At 50.2% G+C, this 22,197-nt stretch carries 14 protein-coding genes; 1 reads left to right on the plus strand and 13 read right to left on the minus strand.

Features of this window, described 5'->3' with window-relative positions; all coding sequences use genetic code 11:
- Window positions 1-6: 6 nt before the first annotated feature.
- The 6 genes from LQ229_RS18495 to LQ229_RS18530 form a co-directional block, all read right to left on the minus strand.
- Complete coding sequence (locus tag LQ229_RS18495; protein WP_216539667.1) at window positions 7-1,497, minus strand: PLP-dependent aminotransferase family protein; 1,491 nt, start codon at window positions 1,495-1,497, stop codon at window positions 7-9.
- A 643-nt stretch (window positions 1,498-2,140) separates the two neighbouring features.
- Window positions 2,141-2,908, minus strand: a complete 768-nt coding sequence (locus tag LQ229_RS18500) for a uridine phosphorylase (protein ID WP_230192517.1) — start codon at window positions 2,906-2,908, stop codon at window positions 2,141-2,143.
- A gap of 263 nt (window positions 2,909-3,171) precedes the next feature.
- A complete protein-coding gene (locus tag LQ229_RS18505) occupies window positions 3,172-4,152 on the minus strand; it encodes a hypothetical protein (protein ID WP_230192518.1) in 981 nt (326 codons plus the stop codon).
- 49 nt (window positions 4,153-4,201) lie between these two features.
- Entirely contained in the window at window positions 4,202-4,921 is a 720-nt protein-coding gene (locus LQ229_RS18510; protein ID WP_216539665.1) for a hypothetical protein, read from the minus strand.
- A gap of 19 nt (window positions 4,922-4,940) precedes the next feature.
- Window positions 4,941-10,955, minus strand: coding sequence for a carbohydrate-binding protein (locus tag LQ229_RS27155; protein ID WP_290370055.1), 6,015 nt, complete (start codon window positions 10,953-10,955; stop codon window positions 4,941-4,943).
- A 313-nt stretch (window positions 10,956-11,268) separates the two neighbouring features.
- Complete coding sequence (locus LQ229_RS18530; RefSeq protein ID WP_230192519.1) at window positions 11,269-12,567, minus strand: alpha-glucosidase/alpha-galactosidase; 1,299 nt, start codon at window positions 12,565-12,567, stop codon at window positions 11,269-11,271.
- 206 nt (window positions 12,568-12,773) lie between these two features.
- Here LQ229_RS18530 and LQ229_RS18535 point away from each other — a divergent pair, with 206 nt between their 5' ends.
- Window positions 12,774-13,649 carry an AraC family transcriptional regulator gene (locus LQ229_RS18535; protein ID WP_216539651.1) on the plus strand — a complete coding sequence of 292 codons (876 nt, stop codon included), beginning with the start codon at window positions 12,774-12,776 and terminating at the stop codon, window positions 13,647-13,649.
- Between the two features lie 29 nt (window positions 13,650-13,678).
- On the opposite strand, the gene LQ229_RS18540 is transcribed toward LQ229_RS18535, so the two are convergent.
- The 7 genes from LQ229_RS18540 to LQ229_RS18570 form a co-directional block, all read right to left on the minus strand.
- The gene (locus tag LQ229_RS18540; protein WP_216539650.1) at window positions 13,679-14,242 is read right to left on the minus strand and encodes a DoxX family membrane protein; all 564 of its coding nucleotides are present in this window, start codon (window positions 14,240-14,242) and stop codon (window positions 13,679-13,681) included.
- A 153-nt stretch (window positions 14,243-14,395) separates the two neighbouring features.
- Window positions 14,396-16,930 carry a hypothetical protein gene (locus LQ229_RS18545; protein ID WP_216541392.1) on the minus strand — a complete coding sequence of 845 codons (2,535 nt, stop codon included), beginning with the start codon at window positions 16,928-16,930 and terminating at the stop codon, window positions 14,396-14,398.
- 9 nt (window positions 16,931-16,939) lie between these two features.
- Window positions 16,940-17,797: a carbohydrate ABC transporter permease gene (locus LQ229_RS18550; RefSeq protein ID WP_216541391.1), complete on the minus strand. Its 858-nt coding sequence runs from the start codon at window positions 17,795-17,797 to the stop codon at window positions 16,940-16,942.
- Window positions 17,794-18,684, minus strand: a complete 891-nt coding sequence (locus tag LQ229_RS18555; protein WP_216541390.1) for a sugar ABC transporter permease — start codon at window positions 18,682-18,684, stop codon at window positions 17,794-17,796. The genes LQ229_RS18550 and LQ229_RS18555 overlap by 4 nt, the downstream gene beginning before the upstream one ends.
- A gap of 50 nt (window positions 18,685-18,734) precedes the next feature.
- On the minus strand, window positions 18,735-20,039 hold the full coding sequence (locus LQ229_RS18560) for an extracellular solute-binding protein (protein WP_216541389.1): 1,305 nt from the start codon (window positions 20,037-20,039) through the stop codon (window positions 18,735-18,737).
- A 111-nt stretch (window positions 20,040-20,150) separates the two neighbouring features.
- Window positions 20,151-21,854, minus strand: a complete 1,704-nt coding sequence (locus tag LQ229_RS18565) for a sensor histidine kinase (RefSeq protein WP_230192520.1) — start codon at window positions 21,852-21,854, stop codon at window positions 20,151-20,153.
- Between the two features lie 3 nt (window positions 21,855-21,857).
- The gene (locus tag LQ229_RS18570) at window positions 21,858-22,175 is read right to left on the minus strand and encodes an AraC family transcriptional regulator (RefSeq protein WP_356711278.1); all 318 of its coding nucleotides are present in this window, start codon (window positions 22,173-22,175) and stop codon (window positions 21,858-21,860) included.
- Window positions 22,176-22,197: the final 22 nt, after the last annotated feature.

A 22,197-nucleotide genomic window follows, 5' to 3' on the forward strand; every position in this document is an offset into this window, starting at 1 on the left:
CTGCTGTTATGCCTTAAGTAAATGACGCGCCTGTTCGCCGATGATTCGAATGCCCCGCTCGATATTTTCATCCGATACTCGTGAAAAACCAAGCCGCAAAGTATTCGTCCCTTCGCCTTCTTGAATAAAAAACTTGTCTCCCGGCGTAAAAATAACGCCCTGTTCTACGCAAGCTTCCAGCAGTTGGCGTGTACTTACGCCTGACGGGAAGGTAAGGAACAAATGCAAGCCCCCGTCGCCGGACAGCTTCGCCTCAGAGAGATACGTTTCGCAGCATGCCTTCGTAAGCTCATATTTGCGTTTATATTCCATGCGGGCTTTTTTTACATATTTATCGAAATTCCCATTGAGCAAATATTGATATAATATCGATTGATCGATTGTTGACGTATGAATGGTGCGAGCACGCTTAATGCTTTCCAGAGAGTCGATCAACGCCCGGTCTCCAAGCACCCAGCCCACTCGCAAGCCAGGAAACAGCACCTTGGAGAGGCTGCCGATATAGATGACTCCGTTCCCTCGCCCTGCTGTCGCGATTAACGGCGCAACATGCGCTCCCGAGTAGCGCAGTTCCTCGTTGAATCCGTCCTCGATCACCGGAATCCGATAGCGCGTCATTAATTTCATAACGGCGCTGCGCTTCGCCGGCGACATGACGATGCCCGTAGGATTGTGATAGGAAGGGGTCAAATAGGCCAGATCGAAGCTGTTTGTCTGTTTCCGCAATACCGCCTCAAGATGCTCTACATCAATACCGTCAGGCTCCATCGGAATGCCGGTAACCGCGAATCCTTGCAGCTTCAAATTTTTGATCGCCGTATGGTGGGTCGGATTTTCACAAATTGCCGCTCCGCGGCGCGCAGAAGGGCGCAGCGCCGACAGCACAATGTCAAAGCCTTCCGTAAACCCGCTTGTAATCAGCATATCCTTGCCGCTTATATCGACGCCCTTATTCTCCATGTAACGCATCAAGTAATCGATCAGCGGCTTGTAGCCTTTGGCGTAGCCGTAGTTAAGCAGCACCTGCCCTTCGATAGCCATCCGATCCATAAAGGCTCGCCTTACAGCCCCCAGATCAAACAGTCGCTCATCCGGAGCGATGCTTGTGAACGAGATCGTTCCTTTTGGGGCGCGAATGCCCTGCTTCATCATATCCAACTCTACGGCCGATACGGCATACTCGTTCATTCTCGCCTTCCAGTCGATCTGCCAGGCGGCGGAGCCGTTAGCTCCTCCGTTATCTGTTGCCAAATGGCCCGCCATCGCGGCCACATAGCTGCCTTTGCCGGGAATCGCATACGCGAATCCGTCATCCTCCAACCCTTCATAGGCGGCAATGACCGTATTGCGGCTCACCTTAAGCAAACCGCTCATTTCTCGTGTAGAGGGCAGCTTCTGATCCGCCTGAAGCGCCCCTTTTATAATTAAACGTTTGACGTATTCTTTCACTTGTATCGCAACCGGACGGTCGCCGCCGAGCTTAAAATCCTGGAACATTCTTCATCGCCCCCATTTATAATGATGGCATAGGAAATGAGAGAAAAAAAGAACCACCGTACTGGATTTTTCATCCTTTGGCGGTTCTTCCGCATAAAAAACCACAAGCGATAGTTAGCCGCCTGTGGTTTCATTCTATTACTTTGATAAACTAATTGCAGACCTGATTGCTCGGGCTAAATCCCCCGCATGGAGTTTTTTTCCGATGCTTATGGCCTCTTCCTCTAAATGAACAAATCCCTTCTTGCCAGAGTTGATAGTTGGGACAATATTGTAGCCTTCATCAATACCCCATTCAATACTAACATATCTCATTTGTTTGACTGCTTTTAAATATCCCTTAATTTTAAAGATTTTTTCTATTGCTGTAGGTTTTTAATGCAACTCGAGATCGATTACTGCCCCACCCCACTTTTTAGATACACCTCTTGGAAGTATAAATAAATCATCATTAGTTGTTACATAAATGCTTACTGATTTAAAATCTATATTCATATGTCCTCCGGTAGTATTTACTGAACAATTTTCACAACAATTGTGAGGTATTTCCCGTCTGCCTGAGTATTCTCCGTTCTCTTTGAGATATTGTAGAAGATCATCTACGCCCATCCTTTGATTTGTTGGCGTCGATACTTTTTTTGTTTTATTTCAACTTATTTGAGATTAAAGATAAATAAAGGGCAACATCCCTTATTTTTTCGTCTGTTTCTGCTTCGATTAACTCTCGTTCTTTTGTATAAGAGTAAAGCGTATCTCCTACCATTAAATGGTCTGATAGATTTAACAAGCCAATCGCCTTTTTATCAAACCTTTTCGCTACTGCCAATGTTGTTGCTGTTTCCATATCCACTCCCAAATGGCCGTTCAAACCCCATTCGCTAATCAATTCTTGTGTTTCAAGCAGTATTGCACTTGTAGAAAGAACACTTCCTACCGCATATGAGTATCCCTTTTTTTCGCAATAATCTATGGTTGCATTTAGTAATTGTTCGTCTGATTTCACTGTCTTACGATTTGGAAGATACCAGTGTGATGCTCCATCTTTCATTTCCGCTTCTGAAACAATAAGAATATCGCCATATGTAACATCAAAAGACAAACCTCCAAAATATCCGGTTTGGATAAATTGATTGGTGCCCGCCGAAGCAAATTGATGTGTAATCATAGCTGCAATAGGGCTGCCATATACATTCGCAAAACCAATATTCTTTCCTTCGTATTTCCCGATTACAGTGTTCCATTTTGGCAGCCACAATTCTTCTTTCAGGGTATCTTTCCATAGGTTTAGATTTTCTTCGTGGTTCCACTCGCCATGAATGATACACGATAATGGAATTTGATTTTCTTCTACACCAAAAACATCCAACCAATCTTTCTTTGTAAAATCACCATAAAGTTTCAACTTGCCCACTCCCTTCGCCAATACAACTTATAAAAAATATATTAATTTACTATATTGTAGTAATTATTTAAGAAATAGGTTATATCTTGATGTCAAAACCCTTCACTAATAATGTCGAGTAATGCCGAGTCGTTGGATCGGGTTAGTTTCTTTCCATCGGCAGACTTGTAAGGTAAGCAAAATTCGCCGTACGCGAATCAAATCGCGGCACGGCATAAAAAAGAACCGCAAGCAAGAAATCTGTCTCGTCTGCGGTCCTCCATCTCGTATAATTATTCCTCTATCACCTTTCCATTTAAGGCTTTATATGTTATAAACCTATCTTTCCGAAAGAAAATTCTGCCCGAAACGAGAACTCCCGGATTCAGTTGGCTAAGTTCAAGCACTTGTCCATTCTTCAGATTGGAGATATGAAGTTCCTTCAATTTGGGGAAATGGCGTTTCAGTTCTGTTGTATCGACTTGAACCTTGGAATGAATCAGCGAAAGACTTTCCAATTGCTTGAATGTTCCCATTTCGGTCAGACCAATTTCGTTAGGAATACTATTTACGATTAATGTTTCAAGTCCTTGAAATGTTTGAACAGTACGCAAATCGAGTTTTTTACAATCATCAATCAATAATCTAATTATTTTACTATTGTCTCCTGTGAACCGTTCTAGGCTGCGGCAACCTAACACCCACAACCATTTTAGACTTCTGACATCCGCAGTGTTCCCCAGTTCTATGAATTTGCCTTGTTTAAGTCTAAGCGATTCCAGAGGAACCCGACTCCACTTCGAAAATTCCAGATCGCTGCTGCGAAACAGTTCAAGTTCGTTCAACGTTAAGCATTCGCCAACAGCGTCTAAATCTTCCGGCTGAGCAACTTGAAGAGACATTTGCTTGATGGGGGCCCGTGATATTTGAGCAATCTTCCGACGACGATTTTTCGATTCCGTACTGATCTTAATAGACTCGCCACGTTGAAACCATTCCAGTCCGTCCAGCGAATCGATCCGATATCCGTATACAGCGATGTAACGTAAATTAGGAAACGCTCTAACGACCTGGAGATCTTTTAATTGAGAATTGAAGCTTATGCTAAGTTTTTCTATTTTTCCTCTTCCTTCAAGCTTGCTCATAAAATCCACAAGCTCAGACGAATCGACTTCCATCCCCACACTATTCATGAATGCAATGGAGTCATAATCCGACTCTATTCGTCGCAAATCACGAAAATTAGGTTCTTCTAAGATTAGTTCCAGTCCCATACGATATCTTGATTCCTCCGGATTCGTTGTTTATTGAATACCATTCAATCTATATTTCGAGTTTGGCCGTAGGTAATTCTGGATTAAGCAATCCCGGCACGAAGTTCCCCCAAAAATCGAGTCTTCCCCATAGAGCTTCTGCCTCTTTTTTCCAAAAATTGAATTCATCTTTCTCTATATATACTTTCTGCCCCTCATTTGGACCTGATTGATAAGTTTTCCAATATTTCATACTAGAAAACCAGCCGTTTTTTCCATAACCTATTGTAAATATACCGTCTAGATCCTGCAAAATATAAGGTGCCCACTCATATTGGGATTCCTTTAAGTCTCGGTACAAGATAAACGCATCCAATAAAGCGAAACCGGCAAAACTATTCACTCGAAGACCACCTTTTAAAGACAGTTTGGGGGAATTCACGTCAATTTCGACATTGTGTCTTTTAGTCCAATTTATCCTCTTTGCTTCTATCGCCGCATTCCTTTTATTTAGAAGTTTATCTTTACCACCAAATTTATCAATAATTAATTGTTCGGCTGCACGAAGAGCTTCATTAATTGCACTTCTTAGTGTTCCTTTCCCAGATCCCGCTACATCCAACTCAGCCTTCACTTCGTATGTCGTCACTATAGTAGATTTAGCTGTAATAAATTCGTTCCATTTGTGTTTTCCCATACGTTCGAGGAGTTCCTGTGCAGTGGATCCCACATATCTTTCAAATTTCCCCTTATAAGTTCCTTCAACTACATAAACATGTCCAATCGGCACAGGGGCAAATCCGTCAGGATCAATCCATAAGAGCGGATTGTTCCAAACATACCCATAAAAGGTTATGACTCTGCGGAACCCATATGCTTCCCTCATACGCATCCTCGCTCACAAACCGCCCGATCTCCGCCTTATAATACCGCGCTTGCGCAAAATAGAGACCATTGCCCTCGTACGGATACCCCGTATAGGCAAAGTTCACGGCGCGGTCGCGCTGGGGCGGGTTTTGCAGAACGCCGAACTCGTCATAGCGGTAGGTCTCGGTCAGGTTGCCTTGGCTGTCCTGCAAGCCGACGATGCTGCCCAGATGGTCGTAGGAATACGTCTCGCTTTCGCCGTCCGGGAGCAGGGCATGCAGCCGATTGATCCCGTAGCTGTAGCTGGCTTGCAGCGATTCCCCTTCGTACACCGCCAGCAGGTCGTTATAGGCCGAGGTCAGGTCGGTGACAAAGTCCTGGGTCTTATCGGCCGTTTTGCTTTGGATGCGTACGCCTTGGGCGTTGTAGCGGTAGTCGTACGTTTTTCCGTCCTTTACCGCTTGCACGAGCCGGTTCGTTTCGTCGAAGGAATAACGCTCCAGCAGTTGGCCCGTGCTATCCTTCACGCCGGTTAGGTTGCCGCGCAAGTCGTACTCATATTTCTTCTGCACGCCGGCCGCTTTTTCCTCTAGCAGTTGGTTTGCACCGTTGTAAGTGTACGCGATTGAGCCGTTACCGTCCGTTTTCCCAATCCGGTTGCCGAAGCCGTCGTACCGGTACGTGCGGGCTTGTCCGTTATCGATTGCTTGAATCAATTGGTTCAATTCGTCGTAGGTGTACGATTTCTCGCGCCGCTCGCCGCCGATCGTTTCGATCCAGTTCAAGATGTTGCCTGCGGCGTCATAGCGGTATTCATGCCGGTTGATCGCTTCGCCCGCCTGGTTTTGTTCGCTCAGTTGCTGCAGTTGGCCGCGCGGAGTGTAGGCATAACGGGTGATGCTGCCGCCCGCCGCCGTTTTCTCCGTTACTTGTCCGATCGCGTTGTACGCATAGGTCGTGGTGCCCGCTTGATCCTTGACGGCGATTAACCGGTTTAAAGCGTCGTATTGATACGTCGTTTCCCGACCGTCCGGCGTCGTTAGGCTCGCTTTCTGGCCGGTTGGCGTCCAAGTATAGTGTACGCTGCGGCCTTTCGGGTCGGTGACGCCGGAGATTTGCCCCAGCGTGTCGCGTTCGATCTGCGTGACCCCGTTCCAATCTTCCATGCGGATCAGTTCGCCGCGCTTATTGTAAGCGAAGCTCGCTTGCTTCCGATCGCTATAGGCGATCTGCGTGACACGATCGTTAGCGTCATAGGTTTGCCGCGTCGTGACGCCCGCGGGATCGACCGTTTCCGTCAGGTTGCTGTTGGCATCATAGCGATAATGCGTTTGCAGGCCCAACGGATTCGTTTCTGCGATACGGCGCCCTAATTGATCATAGGCGTATTGGGTGACTTGTTCTTCGCCGCCCTGGCCCATCCGGATTTGCTTGATCAGATTGCCGACCGCATCGTATTGGTAAAGCGTCCGATAGCCGAGCGCATCTTGCACTTCCGTCAGTTGGCCGAGCGCATCGTAAGCATAGGCTGTCGTGCGGCCCAACGGATCGGTGATGCCGGCGATTTGGCCGTGTGGCGTATACGAATAGCGGGTCGTATTGCCGCCCGGGTCGGTCACGCTCAGCCGCTGCCCGAGCGCATCGTACGTATAGGCCGTCGTTTGGCCAAGCGCGTTGGTCTCTGCGGTCAAGCGGCCGCTGGCATCGTACGTATAGACCGTCTGCTGGCCGAGCGCGTCGCGGATCGCAGTCAGGTTGCCGGTTGCGTCGTACTCATATTGAGTCGTGTTGCCGTTCGGGTCGGTCAGGCCGGCTAACAGACCGGTCGGCGTATAGCTGTACTTGATGGTATGACCGAGCGCATCGGTTTCGCCGATCAGTTGCCCCGCGCCGTCATAGGCGTAACGGGTCATTCCGCCTTCGGCGTCCACGCTCTCGATCAACTGGCCTGCGGCATCGTAACGCAGGATGCGAACCGCGCCGTCCGGTTGGATCGTTTCGACCAATTGGTTTAACAGATCGTAGCGATATTCCGTCACGCCGCCGCGGGCGTCCGTTTCGCGAATCCGGTTGCCGTTTGCGTCATATTGGTAGCGGATCGTCTGCCCCTCGGCATCGGTGACGGCGGCAACGCGATTCCACAGATCGTATTCATAGCTCGTTTGGCCGCCGTCCGCCGCGATCATATGCTGCAGTCGCCCTTGGTCATCGTAGCTGTAACTTGTGACATGACCGAGCGGATCGACAAGTTCGCTGACCAATCCCTGTTCGTTATAGCGGTACACGGTTATGCCGCCGGCTTCGTCGATGAGATCGGTCAGTTGCCCGAACCCGTTATAGCGAAGCTGCCGCGTTTGGCCCAAGGGGTCGATGGTTTGCTCGATGCGGCCGCCGGCGTCGTACGCGAAACGATACGCCGACCCTTGCGGATCGATCTGTTCCACCAAACGGTTCAAGTCGTCATAACGCTGTTCGTAGATGTTGCCCTTGCCGTCTATGATGCGGACCGCGTTGCCGCGGTCGTCGTACTCCGCCTTCACTTGCGTGCCGTCGGCCAAAGCAATCTCCGTCCGCAGTCCTTTGTCGTTATAGGCGTAGCGCGTCGTCCGGCCTGCGCCGTCGGTCGCCGCCAGCAGGTTGCCGCGATCGTCGTACACATAGGTCGACGTCCGCCCGAGCGCATCCGTCAGCGAAGTGAGCCGGTTTTGTTCGTTATACGTATAAGCGGTCGTATTGCCGAGCGCATCGGTGAACTGCAGCAGGTTGCCGCGGTCGTCATACACATAGTGCGTCTTGCCGCCGCGCGCATCGCCGCTCTCCACAAATGTCTTCTTGGAATGGTAATCCGGAATCGTCAATTCGGGCTCGGCAGCCGGCGGCTCCACTTCGAGGGCGGCCGCGATCGGCATGCTGCCCCATACCCACTCGCCGCGTACAAAGACAGCGATCCGGTTCCAATCGTCAAAGTCGGTATCGTCCGGGTTGAACGAATAATCGTTGGATTGGGCAAAGTCGGCCCAACGCTCTTTGGAAATGCGGGTATGCATTTCGACGTATTGTCCCGGCTGCAATACGCCGGAACCGGGTTCGAAGCTCATTTCCAGCACGGTGTCGACGCTGACGCCCGGCGCTTGCAGCGGAATGAACCGCCCGCGAAAACGCTGCTTGCCGTCGATATGAATGCTGCCGATGCTGGCCCAATCGCCCCAGAAGAGCAGTTTGTCCTTGCTGTCGGCGGTAAAGAAGTAACGGATGCGAATGTCGGACAAAGCGATCGGCCGGTCGGACACGTTGTGGAGCCGGTACCATGGATACAGCGTGTTGTACGGATCGCTGCGGTCGAAGTTGAACATTTCGGCGCGCAGGATCGGGATGCCGTTATCCGGGGCCCAAATGGCTTCGTCCAGTTGCGGATCGGGCTCAGCGGGTTCGCCGGGCTCGCCTCCGTTGCCGGGTTCGCCAGGTCCCCCAGGTTCGCCGCCGCAATCGCTCCGCTCCTGCCAGACGCCCCATTCGCTATCGCGTCCGGGTTCTTCGCCGAGCGTCCACCACTTCGCTTGCCATAAGCGGCCGCGATAGGTAACCAGATCGCCGTTATTATAGACTTTCTGCGCATCCCAAGCCGGGGCGCCGCACGGTCCGGGCGTCGGTTCGGGCGCTTCTCCGCCGCAAGCGCCGCCGTCTTTCCAAGCGCCGATGATGCCGGGCTCTTCGCCCTGCGTCCACCATTGCGCCTGCCATGTGCGACCGTTATGAGTCACAAGGTCGCCGCTCACATACACTTTCTGCTTGTCCCAAGCGGCGGCGCCGCACGGATTGGGCTGCGTTTCAGGAGCGGATCCCTCGTTGTTGCTGCCTTCGTTGCTCTTATCGTCCTTATTGCTGTCGTCCTGATTGTTTCCGCTCTCGCCGCTGCCATCGTCTTCGCTGCCGATCCCGCACGCACCTCGGTCTTCCCAAGGCCCCCACTCGCCGGCGGTACCGGGTTCTTCGCCTTGCGTCCACCATTTCGCCTGCCACATGCGGCCGTTATGGCTAACAAGGTCGCCGCTCACATAGGCTTTCTCCTTGTCCCAAGCCGCAGCAGCGCATGCGGACGCCGCCGCGGCGCTTAATGCCCGGACTTGGCCCGAAGCGTAGACCGCATCGGTAGCAGACTCGTTCGTCCACTCTTCGTCAGACGACACGGTAAATTCATTGGCGCGGGTGCGCACGTCATCGTAACGGAACGTCCGCTCGCCGGCCGCATCGACGATTTTCGTCAAGCGCAAGTCGGCATCGTAGAAATAGCGCGTTTCAAGGCCCGCACCTTCCTTCATCGTCACGATTCGCGCCGCTTCGTCGTACGCATACGCACGGCTGCTGCCGTCGGCAAACCGGATCTGCGTCAGCCGCCCTTGGCCGTCATACTCCATATGCCGCATGACCGTCCCGTCGGAACGGATCACGTCCGTCAGCCGCCTTGCATCGTCATAACGGTAATCGTAACGGGTGCCGTCCACGTCGGTAAAGCTTGCGGTCTCCCGGCCTTCGTTCACGTAAGCGACGCTGCGCCCCGTCTGATCGCCGATCCGTACGAGCCAGCCTTCGTCGTTATAATGGAACTGCAGTTTGTTGCCTTCCCGCTCGACGCTCTCCAGCCGGGTACCGTCATAGGTAAGCCGCAGCTCGACGCCGCCGGCCGTCACATGCCGTACCGGCAACCCTTCCTGGCTAAACAACAATTTCGCTTGTTCCGGGGTAGTCAATTCGAAGCCGCCGCCATCCAGCCGCGTCAAGCGGTTGTAAATGCCGTCCCCGGCGCGGTATGAGCCGTCGCTTTGTTTGTCGTACCGCTCGATATGGCCGTCCTCAAAGCGAACGAGCACCGCCTTGTCCAGATCCCGCAGCCGTTCGCCGAACGTATGGCTCCAGCGGCTGCCAAGTTCGGAGAAATACTCGTCGCGCGAGTTGTACGTCCGGGTGAAGAACAGCGGAAAGCTGCCGCCGATGTATAAATCGCTAGCGATGCCGACATTATTGCCCATGCCCATATGGGCCGGCGTGTTCGTGTTCATGCCGGAAAACAGGTCGATGATGCCCATATTGCCGCCCAGCACCGGATCTTGCGAATCGATGCGCACCGGATAGGCTTGGTTGATCATCAGTATATTTTGACCGACGAGGCGGGAGGCTTCCGTGGACGCGGATAGCTGGTTGTCCAGCGCAATCGCGTCCTGAAAACGCGCATCGCCGTAATATTGCAGCGCCAAATGCGATAATTCGTCGAAGAAGCGGAACGGATGATTCGTCACGTTCAGGCTGGCCTGACCGGGCCGCGCGCCGCGGATGTCCGCCTGGATCGACGTTTGCGTGTACGGCGTCAGCGCGACGTTAGCGAGCCAGCGTCCGTCTTCGACGGTCGCTTCCACTTGCCGCGAAGACCCGTCGCCGGCGACGGTCAAGGTAACGCCGGTTACGCCCTGCGCTCCGCCAGGCTGCCCGTAGACGACAAAGCGGTCGCCGCTAGGGTTCGGAATAATGGCGATATCTTTGGCTTCCTCACCGAGAATCGTGACCGGATGGACGGAAGCATACGGCTTAAACCGGTCCTGCGGTTCGACGAGGATGTCGTACGTCCCTTCGGGGACCAGGTTCCCGTGCTCGTCTTGGCCGTTCCACACGAACTCATGCGGCACGTAACCGCCGGCATATTCCGTCTCCCCCTGGATAATCGCGACGGTCCGCTCGCCGCTGATCAATTTGATGACGGTGAGATGGTCGATCTCCCAGTTCCAGCGGATGGTCGTCGTCTCGCCGCGACTCGGTTGGAACACGGTCGGCTCCACGCGGATATACCGCTTCTGGTCGACTGTCTCCGCCGCAAGCGCCTGCCCCTGCAACGGCAACGCCTGCACGACGAGCAACAGCGTGAGCACCATCGCGCACAAGCGCCTCCAACGAATGAAATGCTTCATAAAAAATCCCTCACTCTCCAAAAATAGATATAAGAGAGTCGAGTCTAGCTGTGGAATAAATGGCGTTTCGACCCTTATATCCCAAGATTCTACAGATTGTATCATTTTTCCTTTTGCAAATATGGAAGAAAAAGGGGGAATTTTCTCGATTTTGGGGGGATAAATCTCTAATACGACAAATTTCCTCTTCGATGCGATGAACAAGATTTGGGAAAAAGCAAAAAACCCCGTTCAAGACAGGGCTAGCGAATCGCGGAGGCACAAGGCGCGCAACACGAAAGCCGCCCCTCTCGGGACGGCTTCAAACACACGTTTATTGAAATTTCGGCAGCCAGTCGCCATGCGCTGCGATCAAATCGTCGCACATGGATATAATGTCATCCATCGACAACTCCGCCGACGTATGCGGGTCGAGCATCGCCGCATGATAGATATGCTCCTTCTTGCCGGTGACGGCCGCTTCGATCGTCAATAGCTGCGTATTGATGTTCGTGCGGTTCAAGGCGGCGCATTGCGGCGGCAAATCGCCGACGAATGTCGGAGTAATGCCGCTCCGGTCGACCAGACACGGCACTTCCACGCACGCCTCTTTCGGCAAGTTCGTAATGAGGCCGGTGTTCATCACATTGCCTCCGATTTTGTACGGACGGTTCGTTTCCATCGCTTCGAAAATATAACTGGCATACTCATGCGACCGTTCATGCGTCAAGTTTTGATTACCCACGAGTTCGTCACGCATCTTCTTCCAGTTTTCGATTTGCTCGACGCAACGGCGCGGATACTCGTCCAGCGGAATATTGAACCGTTCGATCAGTTCGGGGTAATTGCGCTTGATGAAATACGGATGGTACTCGGCGTTATGCTCGGAAGATTCCGTAATGTAATAGCCGAATTTCAACATCATTTCATAGCGTACCATATCGTGATGGATTTCCTTCTGCTTCTCCGCCGCGCGGCGTTTAATTTCCGGATACAGATCTTTGCCGTCTTTGGTTGCTTCGAGCAGCCAGGCCATATGGTTGATGCCCGCGATTTTCCATTGCACGCCCTCATCGTCCATGCCGAGGTCCTTAAATAGATGCGGCACGCACACTTGCACGCTATGGCACAGGCCGACCGTTTTGACGCCGCCGTACGTATTCATTACGTTCGTCAACACCGCCATCGGGTTCGTATAATTGAAAAACCATGCATCGGGACATACTTCGCGCATATCTTTGGCAAAATCGAGCATGACCGGGATCGTGCGCAAATTGCGGAAAATGCCGCCGATTCCAACCGTGTCGGCTATCGTTTGCCGCAAGCCGTATTTTTTCGGAATTTCAAAGTCGGTAATCGTGCAAGGATCGTATCCTCCCACTTGAATGGCGTTGACGACATATTTCGCTCCGCGCAGCGCCTCCTTGCGGTCCGCATACGCTTTGACGGTACAAGTGCTTCCCGTTGTCTTTTTCAAGTTGTTCAACATATTTTCCGAATCCCGCAAACGTTCCGCGTCGATATCGTACAAAGCCAATTCGAATCCTTGCAGCGCCGGCGTCAGCATACAGTCGCCCAGCACGTTTCTCGCAAATACGGTGCTTCCCGCTCCTAGAAATGTAATTTTGGACATCGTTATTCGCCTCCATCGTTTCCATGAAATGATTGTTTCGCTTACGTTCAATATACATGGCGGCGGGAATAAAGCGTATGGCGGGAAACAACTTGAATATGGAGAAATGCAAGATAAATCCGGGAACCGGCTTGAACCGGGCAGTAGGCAATGATACCCTAATCTTGAGAGAAAACAGCCGATATCGTACAAGGAGGCGGGTCGCCATGCAGGAACCGTTAAAATTTCATCGCGTTGCCATTAATCCCTATCCGTCCAAAGACGATTTCATCGTCTTGTTCGGCGGCGAATCGCAGACGGAGCCCGGCCATCGGGCAGGGCCGGCCGTGCTGGACTACTTGCTGGTGCATTACGTCATTTCCGGCAGCGGCATCTTCAAAATCATGGGCAAGGAGTATGCGCTCGGGGCCGGAGACAGCTTCTTCATTTTTCCCGGCGAGTTATATATGTATGAAGCGGATCAGGCGGAGCCGTGGCGCTATTGCTGGATCGGCTGCAAAGGCCAGGGAGCGGAGACGTTGCTTAGCTCGCTTAACATATCCGCGCATCGGCCGGTCGTTCGCACGCAGCCCCGCAAACGAATCCCGACGCTGTTCCGGCTGGTCCAACAAGTGTTCCGTAACGGCGGCGCTTTCAGCAATTTGCAGGCCAGAGGATATATAGACCTGTTGCTGGCGGAATTCGCCCGCCACAACCGGGCGGCGGGGGAAAACGACGCGCACGAGAACGAACCGGAAATTACCCGGCAGATCAAACAGGCGATCCGTTGGATGACGCTGCAGTACTCGCAGCCGATTTCAATCGAGGATATGTCGCAATCGCTGGGGTACCACCGGATCTATTTCTCGAAAATGTTCAAAGAATATACCGGCATGGCGCCAACGCAATTTTTGCTCAAAATCCGGATGGAACGGGCGAAGCAGTTGCTCGCCGGCCGCCTGACGATCGATCAGATCGCCACTTCCGTCGGATTTGCGGACGCGCTCTATTTCTCCAAGCAATACAAGAAATGGTTCGGCGTGCCGCCGACAGAGCATCGCAAATCGATGCAAGGCAAATCGCCATTCGATTGCAAAGTATGAAGGTGGAAGCTTAAGCTTCCACCTCCAGTTTAAACTTCCACCTTGGGATCCGTTTTTTTGTTTCTGGACCACGGCGTGCCGAGAAATGGCAGCGCCCAACGATCCAGGCCGTACCAGCCTGCGACTTTCCATGCCAATACAAGCCAAGTGGCCAAAATAAAGAGCAGCGGATTCGTGCTTACCGTTCCCGCGAACAGAAAGCTGGCGTTCATCACTCCGCCGAAAAACGCGGCGATCCCCGTCAACAAGCCGAGAATTAAGCCAAGCCCGACCAACACTTCGCCGATCGCGACCATATACGCGAATACTTTGGCGTTCGGCAATACCGCATTCTCCAGAAACCAGGCGTACCAGCCCGTCACGTCCTTTCCTTCCTCCGCTTTGGCCAAAGCGCCTTTGACAAAGCCTTCGATGGCCGCCCCGGCTTTCGCTCCCGTCCAGGCTTCCGACGTCAGCTTGCCGTATCCCGCGGTAATCCAGGCATACCCGACATATAAACGGATAATGAGCCAAATCCACGCCGAACTCGTGCTGCTGAACAAAAAGCGGGATACCGGATTTTCGGGAATAATGATTTCCTTCGTCCTTGCCATGTTTTCATCCTCCTTTTTTGTAAAATCCCATTTTCACAGTAAAATAAGACCCCTGTAAATGAGACTATTTACAAGAGTCTTATTAATCGACATTATATCACATTGACTGTGAAAGTGGGAATGATTTCTTTTCAATCCGCATGAATGCGCAAGTTATTGAATCGTCAAGACGTCGCTATCCGGTAGGACAACTATTTTGGAAGGTCCGCTATCTACGATCGTTCCTCCCGTAATTTGGACTTCCCTGTCCTTGCTTTCGAACATGATCGTCAAGATTCGCCCCGGCCGCACCCGAACGTATAACGGAACATGAGGCGTCCGGGACAAGCCTAATATATCGAACCGGTCGCCCAAGCTCTCAAAGATACCGTCAGCCGTGTAACGTCCGTTTATCGCGATTCCCTCTTCCATCTTCAAGCCGCTTATACGATTCCAGTATTCGGCGGCCTTGATTAAATAATAGTTGCCGCTCGCAGAATAGGTTTTCGCCGGATATCCGTTAGCCAGCGGAATCGAAGTCGCCAGCAAGTCGGGCTCCTCCGACTCCGATCGTTCGTACGGCATATGAGGCGTGGCCGGGATCATATCGGGCGCGAAGGAACAGGTCATGCCGCCGTTCTCCTCTACTTTGCGCATATTCGCCACAAAAGCGTTACAAGCTTCTACCATCCACTTCATCTCCGCGGTCGCCAAAAATAGCAGAAGTTTCGCTTCGGCGGTCCAAATCGCCCAGCCGTGTCCCGCATTAATGGAAGGCCCCCAGTCGCGAGTTTCGTATTGGGTCTCCCAATAACGCAAGGTGGAACCCGTCATACGGCAATCGAATCCTTTCATTTCGAGGGCGTCATGAAATTCCAGCAAGTCGGCGCCTTGCCGCAGAAACGTTTCGTTCGCTTCCAACTCATGATACGCGTATAGCAACGACAGCGCCGTACAGGCCATGGAAGCTTCTTCCGTGCACGGATCGCCTTCCGTTGGAAATTCCAGGCCGCGTCCCGACAAATGATATGCCATTCGCAAGGCAGCCTGCAGAAACAGATCGCTGTCCGGGTGACCTTCCCGTTGCAGCAGCTTGCCTAATTTCGTCAAATGTACTAACGGTACGTCAACCGTTGTGTAATCGACTTTCTCGCCGTACCGTTCGTTTTGGCAAACCGCCATTCCCGTTGCGGGATCGATATGGTCGGCGATATAATGCTTGCCAAGCCCGATCAAGTCGTTAAGTATGTTTCGATCTCCCGACAATTCGTAATAATCGATCAGTTGGCCGATCAGCCATGTCTCGTATTGCGGGTAATTATATTCTTGAAACAGGTGATATGCGCTATAATTTATGCCGAACATGCTGACCGGCTTCTTGCTTATTGTGCCGTAGTTCGGACGATCCGGCCGGTTTTCATTCAGCGCCCACCCACGGATATAGCGATCGACGGAATCGCGGAACAACGCATGAAATTCCGATTTGGAACCGAACCACAGCAAATTTTTCAAGATAGCCCATCCCGCAAAACCGCCGAATTCGCCGGTTCGGCAAGAAACTTGCTCTTCCGCATCGCCGAAAGCCTCCCCGCCGAATGTCCGCCCCTGCTTCGGACTTAACGTATCCTTCCATATCACTCGCGCGAACGCTCCGCTTTCCAACTGAAAATATTTGCTATAGAAACGGTTGATAAGATCGAATTGCTTATCCCAGGCATCGTGGCATAACATTCGGCTCACATGGACGCGGCCATTTGGGGAGATTGCGCTCAAACGATATTCGCCGATTTTGTTTAATGCCAATGAATGCGCATCTCCTGCAAATTCCGCTTCCTCGCTTTTGCCTTCCGGATCGAATATTCGCAATCGATCGGCGTGCCCGACTACTCGAATTGGGACGACAGACTGCCGTATACCCCCGGATACGGCGAATTGCGCCATGCCGATGCCAAGCAACTTGCAAATGTTTAGATATGCCTGTTCCAACGTTTCGGCGAACGCGATCTTGATCCGCATCGTATGTACCCGATTCAATTTCCGTTCGTCCGTAATAAGCAAATCGTCGGCCAGCGACAATAGCTGCATACCGGTCATTTTATGGCCGCTGTTGTTGTACTTGGCCCTCCACGCGGCAAACGGGCCGTCCACGGCCAAACATAAAAATCCTCCCGAAGGCCGTTGGAAAATAAAATAAGCGTACTGTTGCCGTTCATCGGTATATATCGTGTTCAACGCGACTTGGTTCGTCCAATGATCCCCTGTCGGCATGTCGATAAAGTGAAAATCCAGCTCCATCCCCGCTCTGGGTCCGCATTCGTCCGGCAGCATAGCCGTCATCTCGATATGATCGTCGGCAAAACGATAGGAGACTGACGTTCTCCCCGACTTCGACGCAAAACGGTACAGTTCGGAAACCGATCGCTCGTCTTCGGCCGTGTTTTCCCGGGACGCTTCTTCCTCGGGTCTCCCCGGAAACGGGATGCGATGCTTGCATGCTTCCCATATCGTCGGGCGAACCGGCCAAATGTGCGCTTCTTTGCATTGGACGAATGTTTCATTCAACTGTGACCCGTTAACAAAAGGCGCGCCGAATCTGGATGATGAATGGGATGAAATCCAGTTCGCCGTCGGGTTCGGCCGATCCGATAATTCGGCCATGGTTCCATCGGCTCGAAGCAGCACGGTATAATCTTTTTTTACAATTCGCACGCCGCTCACCTATCCCTTCACCGATCCGGCAGTAATTCCGTCGATAATATATCGTTGCATGAAAATATAAAATAGCAAGAGCGGCAAAATCGCCAGAAACATCATTGGAAAGAAATTCGTCCAATCGATCGAGAATTGCCCGATATTGCGGAACAATTCCAGCAGCAGTACGGAATTGCTTCGCGATTGCAGAAACAATAACGGAGTCATAAAATCGTTCCACGTATTCAGGGCGGTTAAAATCGCAACCGTCGCCACAATCGGCTTCAGCAACGGAAAAACAATCGAGAAAAAAGTTTTCAAGACGCCGCAACCGTCGATCCATGCCGCTTCTTCCAATTCATGCGGCACGGTCGAACTGATGAACGATGTAAACAAAAAAATGGAAAGCGGAAGATTGTAACAGATCATGATTAAAATAACGCCAATCAACGTATTCATTAGCCCCATCCCGGTTACGAGGCGGTATAGAGCCAAGATTCCCATTTGATACGGCACCATCATCCCGACCAGAAAAAAAACGAATACAAGGTTATACGCTTTATGCTTTCTTCTCGAAAAGCTGTACGCCGCCATCGATCCTGTCACGATAATCCCGGACACCGCCGCGACGGTGATGATCAGATTGTTTTTTAAAGCGCCCCAATAATTCATTTTCTCGAACACTCTTGCATAGTGGGACAATGTCCATTCCTTCGGTAGAGATAATGGGTAGGCGACCGCTTCCGCCGGCGCTTTAAATGTAGTCACGAACAAGTAATATATAGGAATGATGAATACCGCCGCGACCGCCAGCATGACGATTTCCCATACGATAAGATTCAACTTCCGTCTTGTGGAGCTTTTGATCAAAGTCGAGTCCGTCATTGATGATCCCACCTGCTAATCAATTTCATCTGAATAAAAGTTATGATGCCGACGATACATACGAAAACCATGCCGAATGCCGCCCCATAACTATAAAATCCTTCCGTAATTCCCTTCTTGATCATTAACGATATAATCGTCTCCGTAGCATAACCGGGACCGCCGGATGTAAGGGAATAAATGATATCGAACACTTTCATTCCGTTAATCATGCCTGTCACCGTAATGAATGTGATGGAAGGCAGCAGCAGCGGCAAAGTAATAAACCGAAAAGATTGAAAGCCGTTTGCGCCGTCGATCGTTGCGGCTTCGTAATAATCTTGCGGGATGCTCTGCATATTGGCCAATATGATGACCATATTGTAGCCGACCCATTGCCATATTTGGGTGAAAATAACGGAATAGAGAGCGAGCTTGGGATCGCCCAAGAAATTAACCCTCTTCAACCCTACCCATTCCAAAGCCTTATTGATCAGACCGAAATCGGACGTAGAGTACATGTAATTCCACAAAAAACCGATGACGAGAACGCTGAAAACCGCAGGCAAAAAAAATACGGATCTGAGGACGTTTCTTGTAATCAATTTCTTATTCAGTACAACAGCCAACGGAACAGCAAGCACGCTTACGATCAGCGTAGTCATCACGGCGTAGATCAACGTATTTTTAATCCCTGTCAAATATAACGAATCTTGAAATATTACTTTATAGTTGTCCCAGCCGACAAATTTCACGTGCACCGGATTCACGTCCGACCAGTTCGTAAAGCTGTACCAAAACGTGTTGATTGTAGGAGTTGCGAAAAAAATACAGTAAATAACAAGCGCCGGTACAACGAAAAGAATATAACTAAACTCCCTGCGCCAGCTCCGGGATATGATTTTCATGATAAATCAGCCTTTGCTCCGTTTTTTGAAAAAAAAGGGGCTGCCGCCCCTTATTTCGATTTTGCAAGCAGTTCCGCTTGTTTCTTGTCTGTCGCCTCTAGAGCGGCTTTCGGCTCTTTGCCGGAAATGAGCACTTCTTGCAATTGCTTGCCAAGTTCGGCAAACGTAACATCGCGTCCGATTCCCCAACTGTCGGGCGGAAACATGATATGCCCGGCCTTAAACGCCTCTTGAGCGCTATCGTATTCTTTCGGCATTTCGAATTGCACGCCCTTCACATAGGAGGAAACGCCTTTGTTGTCTTCCCAATACGCTTGCTGTCCTTCCGGAGAAGAAAGCAAATCCAAAATTTCGTACACGGCTTCTTTGTTCTTCGATTTCGCATTGACTCCGAACGACACGCCCGGGCCGCCGACCATCCATCCGATCGGATCGCTTGTTCCCAAGTTCGGGAACATATCGATGTTCATGTCAGGAGCTTTCTGCTTAAATGTTTCCATATACCAAGGCCCGGATTGGAACATCGCAGCTTTGCCGCTTGTAAACTCGTCGATCGCTTGCTCTTCTTCCAATCCCAGCATATCTTCGGTGAAAATTCCTTTATCCATATTGCTCTTCCATTTCTCCAACACCGGAACGAGCACATCCGCCATCTTGGCTTCGCCGTTTTTAAACTTTTCGTTGAAATCTTTCCCTTCCGGCGTTCCCATATAATCGTTAACGGCGAGTGCAATGAACGATTGAGCGGCAACAAGCGGGTTTTTCAGCCCGATCGCCTGCGGCTTGATGCCGTTTTTCAGGAAGACTTCGCTAACCTGATAATACTTGTCCAAATTCGTAGGCACTTCCAGACTGTATTGCTTGAACAAGTCGACATTGTAGAACATGCCGTTAAACCAGCTTCCTTGCGGCAAACCGTATAATTTCCCTTCGATTGTATACGTTGCCGTGCCTGTTTCTTGATATTTATCCGCATATCTCTCCGTCAAATCCTCGAAATATCCCAGCTTGACCGTGTTGTCGTTGATCAGGCCGCCAATGATATCCGGTCCTTCCCCCGCTGCAAGCTGCGTCTTAATGACTTCGTCATATTGCTTGATATCGACGAACTGATACTCCAGGTCGATATGCGGCAATTTTTCCTTCGCAAGCTGTAACAGCGTTTTGACGCTATCCTCATTATTCCAATATGACAAACGAACTTTCACTTTCTCGCCGTTGCTTTTGGCGCTTTGCACCTCTTCCGTTCCGGCCGTTTTCCCTCCGGCGCTCTCATCTTGTTTCGATCCGCATCCTGCCAGAGCAAACGTTAAAATGAACATTAGCGATATTAGCAATAGAAATCCTTTTCTCATATCGTACCCCCTTTTTATTGAGGCGAACCGTTCGCCGGTAGCTGAGTCAGCTATAGTTCAACTATACAATGACCGCAGAAACGGCGATATATAACGTTTTTTAGAAAAATATCAGTTTTCGATGTTTTCTTCTCGACGATATTTCGGGATGTTGATGCGAATGGTTGTTCCTTCGTTCCCGCTCCGCTCTCTCGAGATTCCGTATTGCGGGCCGAAGAAAAGTTCGATCCTCTCTTGCACGTTTTTCAACCCGTACCCTTTGTTTGTTCCGCGTACGCTTTCCTCAAACTTCTCCGGGTTGAAACCGGGCCCGTTATCCTCTACGGTAAAGACGATTTCTTCTTCGTAAACCTTTCCGCGCACGATCAGACTGCCTCTGCCGTTTCGCTTTTGATCGATTCCGTGTTCGATGGCGTTCTCGACAATCGGCTGCAATATCAAATTGATCATGTCATAGTGAAATAATTCGTCGGACAAATCGTAGATGACATCGAAACTGCCGCTATGCATCTTGAACAGTATATCGATATATGCTTTGATATTCACGATTTCATCCCTGATCGAGATCGTGTTCTGTCCTTGATTGAGCGCCGTGCGGTAAAAATTCGAGAGTTGGGTGACGATGCTGCTAATGTATTGGGAATCCAGCAGCAAGGCATGAGAATTAATATGAGAGAATGCGTTATACAGAAAATGAGGGTTGATTTGAGACTGCAGTGCATGCAGTTCAGCCTCTCTCCGGCGAATTTGGGCTTGATACACGTCGAAAATAAGCTGGTTTATTTTATGCAGCATTTGATCGAAACGGAGGGAAAGCTGGCCGATTTCATCCTTCGATTCGATCGGAATGGAAACATTCATATTGCCTTCCCCGACGAGTTTCATCTTTTTATTAAGTTTATAGATCCCTTTCAGCAATGTTTGTTGGAACAAGAAGAGAATGAACGTTAATATCAGCACGCAAAACAACACGACGACAGCTGTAGCGTTTATCATCTTCGCTGCTTCCAAACGGATGTCCGAACCCGGAACATAATAATGCAAGATCCATGTAGTAAAAGGAATATTTTCGCTTAAAGCGTAATAAGGCTCTCCGTTGACGAAAATTTTGGAATTATCGATCGTTCCGTTGATATACGATAACAGGTCGTCGCGTTTCTCGGATGCGAACAAGGGGCGGTCGCGATCGGAAATCATCACGAAATGATCGGCGTTCAATTTATTCAATACTTCCAATATTGTTTTCTCGTCATTCAATTCCATATAAAAAATCCCGATCATTTGTCCGGTAAATGTATTATTGATTTTCCTCGTCACGAATAATTTATTATTGTTAAACCACCAATGGGTCCCGTCCGCCCGTTTTGTTTGCTCGTACCATGTCTCTTTTTTGATGCTTGATGCGTCGGAAATAAAATTTCCGTACGATTTTTTGAGATTCTCCGCATAAATCATCATTTTCTTAATATCCCCGTTAAAATACAAATTGGTCGTAATAATCGGCTCGATTCGATCGTTCATCGTTCGAGCAAGGGTAGCGATATCTGCCTCGTCCGAAATCGCCTCGTTCAGGGAAGGATGAAAGACGATCGGTTTAATGACTTTCTCTTGCCTTTCAAGACGATAACCAATTTCGGTTGCCACTTGATGCATGGAAGTTTCCATACTGCCCAGCATCTGCTGCTCCATATTGCTTTTGATGCTTTGATACGCATACCATCCCAAAAAAAGCATCGGAACGATAATGACGATCAGATAGGAAATGACTAATTTTTGGCGTATTGTTAAATCGCGAAAGTAATGAAAGACGCTCATATTTTATTTCATCCTTTCACGATATTGTACCGGCGTACATCCGTAACGGTTTCGAAACATCATCGTAAAATACGACGGATTGGGATATCCTACGTATTTGCCGATTTCGGACGATTTCATATTCGTGTTTTCCAACAAATATTTCGCCTTTTCAAATCTGATTTCCGTAATATACTTGCCAAGGCTTTTCCCTGCATGTTTCTTAAATATAAAAGTTAAACCTAAATTTCGAAAGTACCGTTCATTGAAAACATAAAAAAGTGCCCAAATCTTTGGTAGAATGGTGTTTGTCGAGAACACTACACCCAAAGAGAGGAGCACCTTTTAGGTGAAGTCTACCACA

Origin of the sequence: Paenibacillus sp. CECT 9249 (genome assembly GCF_918697855.1) — a bacterium.
Lineage (GTDB): Bacteria > Bacillota > Bacilli > Paenibacillales > Paenibacillaceae > MSJ-34.

Excerpts from the sequence above, each read along its gene's own strand:
- LQ229_RS18495 (WP_216539667.1), bottom strand. The coding sequence starts at position 1,497 with ATGTTCCAGGATTTTAAGCTCGGCGGCGACCGTCCGGTTGCGATACAA.
- LQ229_RS18505 (WP_230192518.1), bottom strand. The coding sequence starts at position 4,152 with ATGGGACTGGAACTAATCTTAGAAGAACCTAATTTTCGTGATTTGCGA.
- LQ229_RS27155 (WP_290370055.1), bottom strand. The coding sequence starts at position 10,955 with ATGAAGCATTTCATTCGTTGGAGGCGCTTGTGCGCGATGGTGCTCACG.
- LQ229_RS18530 (WP_230192519.1), bottom strand. The coding sequence starts at position 12,567 with ATGTCCAAAATTACATTTCTAGGAGCGGGAAGCACCGTATTTGCGAGA.
- LQ229_RS18535 (WP_216539651.1), top strand. The coding sequence starts at position 12,774 with ATGCAGGAACCGTTAAAATTTCATCGCGTTGCCATTAATCCCTATCCG.
- LQ229_RS18540 (WP_216539650.1), bottom strand. The coding sequence starts at position 14,242 with ATGGCAAGGACGAAGGAAATCATTATTCCCGAAAATCCGGTATCCCGC.
- LQ229_RS18550 (WP_216541391.1), bottom strand. The coding sequence starts at position 17,797 with ATGACGGACTCGACTTTGATCAAAAGCTCCACAAGACGGAAGTTGAAT.
- LQ229_RS18555 (WP_216541390.1), bottom strand. The coding sequence starts at position 18,684 with ATGAAAATCATATCCCGGAGCTGGCGCAGGGAGTTTAGTTATATTCTT.
- LQ229_RS18560 (WP_216541389.1), bottom strand. The coding sequence starts at position 20,039 with ATGAGAAAAGGATTTCTATTGCTAATATCGCTAATGTTCATTTTAACG.
- LQ229_RS18565 (WP_230192520.1), bottom strand. The coding sequence starts at position 21,854 with ATGAGCGTCTTTCATTACTTTCGCGATTTAACAATACGCCAAAAATTA.